The 9,382-nt window shown below is 65.3% G+C and carries 8 protein-coding genes; all 8 read left to right on the top strand.

Features of this window, described 5'->3' with window-relative positions:
- Positions 1-245: 245 nt before the first annotated feature.
- The 8 genes from AC4DF4_RS16750 (at position 246) to AC4DF4_RS16785 (ending at position 9,260) form a co-directional block, all read left to right on the top strand.
- Positions 246-599: a hypothetical protein gene (locus AC4DF4_RS16750; RefSeq protein WP_490049254.1), complete on the top strand. Its 354-nt coding sequence runs from the start codon at positions 246-248 to the stop codon at positions 597-599.
- Between the two features lie 126 nt (positions 600-725).
- Entirely contained in the window at positions 726-1,952 is a 1,227-nt protein-coding gene (locus AC4DF4_RS16755) for a TolC family protein (protein WP_490049255.1), read from the top strand.
- Between the two features lie 12 nt (positions 1,953-1,964).
- Complete coding sequence (locus tag AC4DF4_RS16760; RefSeq protein ID WP_490049256.1) at positions 1,965-3,077, top strand: efflux RND transporter periplasmic adaptor subunit; 1,113 nt, start codon at positions 1,965-1,967, stop codon at positions 3,075-3,077.
- 4 nt (positions 3,078-3,081) lie between these two features.
- Positions 3,082-6,210, top strand: a complete 3,129-nt coding sequence (locus tag AC4DF4_RS16765) for an efflux RND transporter permease subunit (protein ID WP_490049257.1) — start codon at positions 3,082-3,084, stop codon at positions 6,208-6,210.
- A gap of 19 nt (positions 6,211-6,229) precedes the next feature.
- Complete coding sequence (locus tag AC4DF4_RS16770) at positions 6,230-6,664, top strand: hypothetical protein (protein ID WP_490049258.1); 435 nt, start codon at positions 6,230-6,232, stop codon at positions 6,662-6,664.
- Positions 6,665-7,203: 539 nt separating this feature from the next.
- Positions 7,204-8,253, top strand: coding sequence for an HlyD family secretion protein (locus AC4DF4_RS16775; protein ID WP_490049259.1), 1,050 nt, complete (start codon positions 7,204-7,206; stop codon positions 8,251-8,253).
- A 45-nt stretch (positions 8,254-8,298) separates the two neighbouring features.
- Positions 8,299-8,580, top strand: a complete 282-nt coding sequence (locus tag AC4DF4_RS16780; protein WP_490049260.1) for a hypothetical protein — start codon at positions 8,299-8,301, stop codon at positions 8,578-8,580.
- On the top strand, positions 8,577-9,260 hold the full coding sequence (locus tag AC4DF4_RS16785; RefSeq protein WP_490049261.1) for an ABC transporter ATP-binding protein: 684 nt from the start codon (positions 8,577-8,579) through the stop codon (positions 9,258-9,260). The genes AC4DF4_RS16780 and AC4DF4_RS16785 overlap by 4 nt, the downstream gene beginning before the upstream one ends.
- Positions 9,261-9,382: the final 122 nt, after the last annotated feature.

The raw sequence follows: 9,382 nt of genomic DNA on the forward strand, positions 1-9,382 counted from the left end.
GTCGATCTCGGCGTCCTCGGTGGCGGTGCGTAGGACGAGGTGGTCGACAACGAGGGCGGATTTGGTCATCAGTGTTTCCATGGCAGGCTGAAACGGCCAAAACGGAGGCCAATGTCTGGTATTTTCTCAAATCGCCAATGAACATCGACCATGGCTGATTTCCGGGCAACCGCCCTGTCCGCAATGGCCGCTGTCGGGATTTTTGCTTGAGTTCGCCAAGGACCTCACCGAGTCTCCGCCCGCTGATGAGACCGCTGTTCACATGGCTGATGGTGATTTGCACGCTGGCCGGGCTCAACACCCGCGTCCTCGCTGCCGACTCCGGCCGGGTCGCGGTCTGCGCCCAACCGGCCGATTCCTGCGACCACGTTCATCACCACGCGCACGCCCCGGAGGAGCATCACCACGATGGCGACGACTGCCCGACGGATCACCACCATCATTTCGACTGCTGCGCGCAGGCACAGCCTTTGACTGTTGAAAACAACCTCGACCGCAAGCTCGGGGTTCCCGGGTCCTCGTTGTTAGGCGTCCTCCACGAGAGCGAGGTTCCGCCTGAGGAGCCGGTTCTCGGTTCGGAAAAACCGCCGTTGATCTGAGCGCCGCTTGATCGCGCTCCGGCGTGCCCGCGAGGCTCGCCGTCATTTCCCGCCCGGCACCGTTACCCCGGCGCGGAGCCCCGTCTCAAATCCGCCTTTTCATGGCGGCCCTTCATTTCAAACACCATGTCCAAATTCCATCCACTGGCCGTGCTGGCGCTTGCCTCCATGACCCTCCCGCTCCGCGCGGAATCTAACGTGCTCGTCTCGCTGACCAGTATCGGCGACCGTATCCGCGCCCAGAACCCCGATCTCGCCGCCGCCCGCCTCCGCATCCAGGAAGCGCTCGGCCGCATGAACCAGTCCGGCCGCCTCGCGAATCCGGAGCTCGAGACCGCCATCGAACAAAGCTCCGGCTTCCGCGAGGGGAAGTTCGAAATCGGCGTTTCCCAGCGCTTCCCGCTCACCAGACGCTTGCGGCTGGAAAAGGACGTCTCGCTCACCGAGCTGAAATCCTCCGAGGCCGAAGTCCGCGAAGTCGAGCGCCAGCTCACCGGCCAGGCGCGCGCGGCCGTCGTGAAAATCCTCGCCACCCGCCAGCGTCGCGAGCTCCTCCGCGAGCAATCCGGCGTCTCCGGCGAGTTCGCCAAGTTCCTATCCGAAATCGCGTCGAAGGGCGAAGGCTCGCCGCTCGACGCCGGTCAGGCGAAACTCGAAGCCTCCAGCCTCGCCTTGGAAATCCGCCAGCTCGACGCCGGCGAAGCCGCCCTCCTCGGCGAGCTCAAGCCGCTGCTAGGCATGCGCCCCGGAGAAGCGCTCGCCATCGGCGGAACCCTGCCGGAACCCACGCCGCCACCCGCCGGAACCGACCCGTCGCGCCGGCCGGACTTGCAAGCCGCCAAGCTCGCCGCGCTCGCCGCCGCGCAGGGAGTCGCGCTCGAACAATCCCGCCGCTATGACGACGTGGAAGGCGGGATTTTCGCCGCCGCCGAGCGCACGGAAGACGCCCCTAACGGATACGGCAACGAGGCCATCGTCGGCCTCCGTTTCAAAATCCCGCTGCCGCTGCGGAACAAGAACGAAGGCGCGATCCAGGAAGCCGAAGCGCGGCAACAGCGCAAGGAAATGGAAGCCGCCGCCCTCGGCCGCCACATCCGCCAGGAAGCGGACGCCGCCCGCGACGAGATGCGGGCATGGGCGGAAATGATCGCTGAAATCAACGCCACCCTGCTCCCGATCGCCGACGAACAATGCGCGCTGGCGGAAACCACCTATCGCAACGGCCAGGGCGAAATCCAATCCGTCCTCCGCTCCCGCGAAAAGCGCCTGCAACTCGCCGCCGCCCGCCTCGACGCCCTGCGCAAGTTCCACCTCGCCCGCGTCCGCCACGAAACCGCGCTCGCCAAACCCTGACTCTCTTCACCCATGAAATTTCTACCTGTTTCCCTGTTCCTGATATCTTCCGCCATCGGGGCCGAAACCGCACCGCGCAACGAACAAACCGTCGTGCTCGACGCCACCGGCGTTCAAAACCTCGGCATCGAAACCGTCGCCGTCGAGGAATCCACCTTCGAGCGCGGCATCCCGGTGCTCGGCGAAATCCAACACACCTGCGCGAGCCACTCCGTCCTCTCCAGCCGCATCGCCGGCAAGATCATCGAAGTCGGCGTCCACAAGGGCGAGTTCGTGAAAAAGGGCGACGTCCTGCTCCGCGTGGAAAGCCGCCAGCCCGGCGATCCGCCGCCGGTGATCGAGCTCAAGGCTCCGGCCGACGGCCTGGTGACCCGCTCGGAAGGCCACCTCGGCGCGCCCGTCGAGCCCGACAAGGAGCTGATGGAAATTCTCGATCTATCCACCGTGTGGGCCGTCGCCCGCGTGCCGCAGCACCAGGCAGCCCTGCTAGTCGAAGGGCTCGCCGCGCGGATCCGCGTGCCCGCGCTCGGCAAGGATGGGCACGAGTCGAAATTCCTCCGCCTCGGAACCGAGGACGATCCGGCGAAAGGAAACCTCGAAGCTATTTTCGAACTACCCAATCCCGGCAACAAACTCCGTCCGGGCATGCGCGCCGAGCTTTCCCTCATCGCCTCAAAACGCGAGGGCGTCTTCAGCGTGCCGCGCGAGGCCCTGCAAGGCGACCGCTCGGACCGCTTCGTTTTCATCAAGGACTACGAGTTGGAAAACGCGTTCGTCAGAGTCCCCGTCAGCGTCGGCGAGATGGGCGCGGACCGCGTCGAAATCACCGCCGGACTCATGCCGGGCGACGAAGTGGTGTTAAAAGGAGCCTACGCCCTTTCCTTCGCCGGCAAGGGCAGCGCCTCCCTCAAGGAAGCGCTCGATGCCGCCCACGGCCATCCCCACAACGAGGACGGCACCGAGATGACCAAGGAAGAGATCGCCGCCGGAGAATCGGGTCACGCCCACGATCACGGCGATCATTCTAGCAATCATCTGACAATCTTCCTCGCCATCACCAGCGGCGTGCTTTTCCTGCTGCTGCTGGCCTCGCCCTTCGTTTTCCGCGCCCGTTCCCAAGCCTGACGCCATGCTCAACCACCTCATCCGCTTCTCGCTGAAGAACCGCGCGCTCGTTATCGCCGTCGCGCTGCTGGTCCTGCTGCTAGGACTTCGGACCGCCACGGAACTCCCCGTCGAGGTCCTGCCGGACATGACCAAGCCCACCGTCACCGTGCTGACCGAGGCACCCGGCCTCGCCCCCGAGGAGGTCGAGACGCTCGTCACCCGGCCGCTGGAAAACGTCCTGCTAGGCGTCGGCGGGCTCGACCGCCTGCGCTCGAATTCCGATGTCGGCCTCTCGCTCGTCTTCGTCGAGTTCGCCTGGGGCACCGACATTTACAAGGCCCGCCAACTCGTCCAGGAACGCCTGCAAGCCGCGCGTCTGCCCGCGGGCGCGCGCTCCGGCATGACGCCCGTTTCCTCACTGATGGGTGAGATCCTCCTCGTCGGCCTGCGCTCGAAGGACAACGCCGTCGCGCCCATGGACCTCCGCACCTTCGCCGAGTGGACCGTCGCCCGCCGCCTGCAAAGCATCCCCGGCGTGGCCGAAGTCCTCGCCATTGGCGGCGGCGTCAAGCAGGTCCACGTCGAGCCGGACCCGCTGAAAATGCAGGCCGAGGGCGTATCGTTAGAGGAGCTGGAAATGGCCGTCTCACTCTCCGCGGGCAACGCCACCAGCGGCTATCTCCAGTCCGGTCCGCGCGAAATCATGGTCCGCAACCTCGCCATGACCGCCGACCCCGCGGACATCGCCGCCGCCATCGTCAAGCAGGTGGACCAGCGCATGATCACCATCGGCGATGTCGCCACGGTGAAATTCGGCGTCGCCACCATGCGCGGCGATGCGGCGATCGCCTTCGAGGGCGACAAGCGGGAAACCGCCGGCGTCGTCCTCAGCATCGACAAGGCTCCCGGTTTCGACACCCTGGAACTAACCGCCAAGATCGAAAAGGCGCTCGATGAGCTCCGCCCCGGCCTGCCGTCCGGCGTCGAGGCCGGCATCCTCTTCCGGCAGGGCGATTTCATCGAGCACGCCGTCGGCAATCTCAAGGACGCGATCCGTGACGGCGCGATCATGGTGACCATCATCCTCTTTCTCTTCCTGCTCAATGTCCGGACCACCCTCATCACCCTAACGGCCATTCCGCTGTCCTTCGCCATCACGTTCCTCACCTTCAAATGGTTCGGCACCGGCGTGAACAGCATGACGCTCGGCGGCATCGCCGTCGCCATCGGAATGGTGGTGGATGACGCCATCGTCGATGTGGAAAACGTCTTCCGCCGCCTGCGGGAAAACGCCGCGAGGCCGGAGCCGGAGCCGCGTCTCGAAGTGATCGCCGCCGCGTCGAGCGAGGTGCGCTCCAGCATCCTCTACGCCACCATCCTGATCGTGCTCGTCTTCGTTCCGCTGCTAGGACTGGCGGGATTGGAAGGGCGCCTGTTCCAACCCATCGCCATCGCGACGATCGTCAGCATGGCCGCATCCTTCATCGTTTCCCTGACGGTGATTCCCGTGCTTTGCTCCTTCCTGCTCAAGCCCAAGGAGGGCAAGCCGCACCGCGACGGAACGCTCGTTAGAGCGCTGAAAGCCCTCACCCGCGCGACCTTCCTGCGCGCGGCCTTCGGCGCGCCGCTCGCCGTCATCGGCGCGGTCGTCCTGCTCTGCGTCGCGGCGGGCATGCTCTATCCGGGCATGGGCAAGGAATTCCTGCCCACCTTCAACGAGGGCAGCGCCACCATTTCCTTCGCCAGCGCGCCCGGCAGCTCGTTGAAACACTCGAATGAAGTCGGGCAAAAAGCCGTCGAGCTGTTATTGGAAATCCCCGAAGTCAAAACCGTCGGCCGCCGCGCCGGACGCGCCGAGCGTGACGACCACGTCATGCCCGTTTCCGTCAACGAGTTCGACGTCGAGTTCCGCGAGGGCGGCCGCCACCGCGACGAGGTTTTCACGGAGATCCGCGAGAAACTCAAGGGCATCCCCGGCACCTTCGTCAACGTCGGCCAGCCCATCGGCCACCGCCTCAGCCACATGCTCAGCGGCGTGTCCGCCAAGATCGCGGTGAAGATCCACGGCCCGGATCTCGACACCTTGCGCCGCCTCGGCACGCAGGTGAAGGACGCCGGCAAACGCATCCCCGGACTGACCGATGTGAACCTGGAAGCCCAGGTCCCGATCCCGCAGATCCGCATCGAGGTGAACCGCGCGCGCGCGCGTCTGGAAGGCCTCTCGCCCGGCGAAATCAACGGCCAGGTCTCCAGGATGTTAGGCGGCTCGGTGCTCGGCGAGCTTCGCGAGGGCGAGGCCACCGTGGACCTCGTGATGCGCCTGCCGGAATCCTGGCGCACCTGGCCGGAGAAAACCGGCGATTTATTGATAGAAACGCCGGACGGCCGCCACCTCCCGCTTTCCCTCGTCGCCGACGTCCACGAGGTCAACGGCCCGAACGTGATCAACCGCGAGAACGGCCAGCGCCGCATCGTCATCGGCGCGAACACCGACGAGCGCGACCTCGAATCACTGGTGGAAAACTGGCAGCGGGCGGTCGCGGAGCAGGTGAAGCTTCCCGACGGTTACACGCTCCGCTTCGAGGGCGAATATCTCGCCCGCCAGCAGGCGTCGCAGCGGATTCTCGTCCTCTTCGGCATCATCGCCGGAGTCATCGCGGTGCTGCTGACGGGCTATTTCCGCAGCCTGTCACTCGCCTTGCAGGTCATGCTCAATCTGCCGCTCGCCCTCGCCGGCGCGCTCGCCTTCACCTGGTGGAAGATCGACAATATCAGCATCGCCACCCTCGTCGGATTCATCGCCGTCGGCGGCGTGGCCGCCAGGAACGGGATCATGATGATTTCCCACTACCTCCATCTCATGCGCCACGAGGGCGAGGTTTTCGGCATCGCGCTCATCACCCGCGGCACCCAGGAGCGTCTGGTGCCGGTGCTCATGACCGCGCTGGCCGCGGGCATCGCGCTCATCCCGCTGGTCCTCGCCCCCGGCGAGCCCGGCAAGGAGATCCTCCATCCGGTGGCCGTCGCCATCGTCGGTGGATTGATTTTCTCCACCCTCCTCGACCTCGTCGTCACCCCCGCCGTCTTCTTCCTGATCGGGAAAAAGGCGGCGGAGAAAGCTCTCAGGCTGGACGCTCCAGCCACCCGATAGAAACCAACCGAATCCAAAAATGAAAACCAAACTGACCACCATCCTCCTCGCCATCACATCCAGCCTCGCCTTCGGCCACGGCGACATCGAACTCGGCCCCAACAAGGGCCGCATCCTCGAATTCAGCGCCAACGAGTCCATGCACGGAGAAGTCACCCAAAAAGACGGGCAGCTCCACATCGCCGTCCTCGACAAGGACATGAAGCCCGTGAAAGTCGAGGCCCAGTCCCTCACCGCCACCGGCGGCACCCGTGAGAAACCCGTCAAACTCGAGGTCACCAAGAGCGAAAGCGGCTTCACCGTCGCCGCCCCGCAAAATGGCGAGTGGCTGATTCTCCAGTTCAAGGAAACCGCTTCCGCCAAGCCCGTCACCGCCCGCCTGCATTACGATGCGAAGAAATGCGCGACCTGCGAAAGCGTCGAATGGCTCTGCCTGTGCGGCGCGAAGAAATAGGCGGATCAGGCGGAAGACTTCCCTTGACCCGGCCTCTCATCCGTGGAACCTCAGACACATGCGAAAGGTGATTGCAGCGTTCTTGCTGGCCTGCCTCGGGATCATGCTCCCGACAGCGGCGACGCCCGTTCGTGTCTGTTTCCTTGAGGAAGAGATTCTCATCGCTGCTGCCGGCCCGGATTCCAAATGCTGCCCTGACTGCACCCGGGAAACCGATGAAAGCGATCCCTGCTGCATGGATCTCGAGGCGCTTGCCGCCGCCGCCGCGCCTCAGCCGTCGATCGAACTGCCACCGGCAATCCTCACAGAGGTAGTCGGAAACGCGATTTTAGCGCCTCTGAGGACCGAACGTGACCGCAAGGTTTTCGCGCGACCGGAACGGATCCGGGGGCCGACCTCTCCGGCGGCGCATCGAGCGGTGTTGGGGATTTGGAGACTTTGAGAGCGGAACTATCAGCCGCTCGTGATCCCGCCCGTTTGCCGGGGTCGTATCGCATGCCCGTGTCCGGGCCTTGCCGTCTCCAAAATTTCCGACTTCCATGAACCCCGCTCCTTCTCTCGATTCCCTTTCCCGCCCCGCCGCTGGGCTTCCTTCCGCGCGCCGCGTTCCCGCATGGGCCATCCCCCTGGCCATCGCCGCGGGATTTGCGGTCCTGTTTCTCGCACTCTTCCGCGACCGCCTGCTCCCCGCTCCAGACGTGGAAGTCGCCCTGGTGATGGCGACGACTCCGGACCCGGTGAATGTTAGCAGCGCGCCCGCCGCCTCGGGCAAGCTGCTGTTCCAAGCCAGCGGTTGGATCGAGCCCGACCCGCTGCCGATCAAGGCGACCGCGCTCATCGATGGCGTGATCGACACCGTGCATGTGCTCGAAGGCCAACAGGTCGCAAAAGATGAACCGTTAGCCACCCTGGTCGATGCCGACGCCCGTCTCGCGCTCGCCGCCGCCGAGCAAAAGCACCAGATGCTGGTCGCCACGCGCGCAGCCCAGATCGCCTCCATCGCCGCCGCCCGCAAGAAACTCGAATCGGCACGCGCCACTGAGCAAGCCGCGCTCACGCTGCAAGAGGAGGCGGCGGACCAGCACTCGCGCTTGTCCGGCATGCGCAAAGGCTCGGTGTCGGAATCCGACGTCGTTTCCGCCCGCCTGCGCCTGGAGCGCGAGCGCTTGCAAAGCACCGCCGCCGAGGCCGACAGCGGGACCGCCGGGGCGGAAATCACGCGCATGGAACTCGACACGAAAGTCCGCGAGGCCGAGGTGGGCGCCGCCGCCGTGGAAGTCGAGCAGGCGAAACTCGCGCTCGTCCGCACCCGCATCGTTTCACCGGTCGATGGCCGCGTGCTGCGCCTTTTCGCAGCGCCGGGCCAAAAGAAAAGGCTCGGCATGGACGATCCCGACAGCTCGACGATCGCCATCGTCTATCAACCGGACAAGCTCCAGGTCCGCGTCGATGTCCCGCTCGCCGACGCCGCCGGGCTGAGCGTCGGCCAGCAGGCGAAAATCCGCTGCAGCCTGCTTCCGGACAAGGTTTTCACCGGCGAGGTCACCCGCATCACCGGCGAGGCCGACGTGCAGCGCAACACCCTGTAGGCGAAGGTCCACATCCTCGATCCGATCGACTCGCTTCGCCCGGAAATGCTCTGCCGTGTCGAGTTTCTCGGCAACGCGACGGCATCGGCTTCCGCTAACGGATCACTCGCGCTGTGGATTCCCGAGGCCGCCCTTGCGGACAATGCGGCGTGGGTCTGCGATCCCGAGTCCCAACGGGTGGCGAGGCGCGCCATCAGCGCCACCGCCGAAAAAAGCGACGGCTTCATCCGTATTTCCGAAGGCCTGCGCCCCGGCGAGCACGTCGTCCTCTCACCCCGGAACCTCCGCGACGGCCAGCGCGTCAATCCCACCCTCAAGCAACCATGAACCTGCCCATGATCCAATGCCGCGGCGTCTCGAAAAGCTACCACAAGGGCAGCACGGTGGTGACGCCTCTCGAAGCCCTCGACCTCGACGTGCCGAAGGGCGAGTTCCTCGCGCTGATGGGACCATCCGGCTCGGGGAAGACCACCCTGCTCAACCTTCTATCGGGCATCGACTCGCCCACCGCGGGCTCGCTGGTGATCGCCGGCACCGAGCTCGCCAAGCTTTCCCGCCGCGACCTGACGAAGTGGCGGGCGAACCACGCCGGCTATATTTTCCAGCTCTATCACCTCGTGCCGGTGCTCACCGCTTTTGAAAACGTCGAGCTGCCCCTGCTGCTCTCCCCGCTATCCAAAAAAGACCGCCACGCCCGGGTGGAAACCGCGCTGGCACTCGTGGGTCTGGGCGACCGCATCCACCACACGCCATCCGAACTATCAGGCGGTCAGGAGCAGCGCGTCGCCATCGCCCGCGCCATGGTCGCGGATCCTCCGCTGCTCGTCGCGGACGAACCCACCGGCGATCTCGACCGCGAGTCCGCCACCCGGATTCTCGACCTGCTCCGCCAGCTCGCCGCGGAGTTCGGCAAGACCATCGTCATGGTCACCCACGATGCCAAGGCCGCCGCCGCCGCCGACCGCATCCTGCAATTGGAAAAAGGCCGGCTTCTCGAAAACCCATGAATCCCGCGCTCAATCTGCTCAAGCTCGCTTGGATCCAGCTCGTCCGCCACCGCGTGCGGTCGCTGCTAACGATCCTCGGCGTCGCGTCCGGGATGTTCCTGTTCACCGCCGTGGAAACCCTC

The sequence above is a fragment of the Luteolibacter sp. genome (assembly GCF_058122085.1).

Coding starts and splice junctions, on each gene's coding strand:
- AC4DF4_RS16750 (WP_490049254.1), top strand. CDS start 246: ATGAGACCGCTGTTCACATGGCTGATGGTGATTTGCACGCTGGCCGGG.
- AC4DF4_RS16755 (WP_490049255.1), top strand. CDS start 726: ATGTCCAAATTCCATCCACTGGCCGTGCTGGCGCTTGCCTCCATGACC.
- AC4DF4_RS16760 (WP_490049256.1), top strand. CDS start 1,965: ATGAAATTTCTACCTGTTTCCCTGTTCCTGATATCTTCCGCCATCGGG.
- AC4DF4_RS16765 (WP_490049257.1), top strand. CDS start 3,082: ATGCTCAACCACCTCATCCGCTTCTCGCTGAAGAACCGCGCGCTCGTT.
- AC4DF4_RS16770 (WP_490049258.1), top strand. CDS start 6,230: ATGAAAACCAAACTGACCACCATCCTCCTCGCCATCACATCCAGCCTC.
- AC4DF4_RS16775 (WP_490049259.1), top strand. CDS start 7,204: ATGAACCCCGCTCCTTCTCTCGATTCCCTTTCCCGCCCCGCCGCTGGG.
- AC4DF4_RS16780 (WP_490049260.1), top strand. CDS start 8,299: ATGCTCTGCCGTGTCGAGTTTCTCGGCAACGCGACGGCATCGGCTTCC.
- AC4DF4_RS16785 (WP_490049261.1), top strand. CDS start 8,577: ATGAACCTGCCCATGATCCAATGCCGCGGCGTCTCGAAAAGCTACCAC.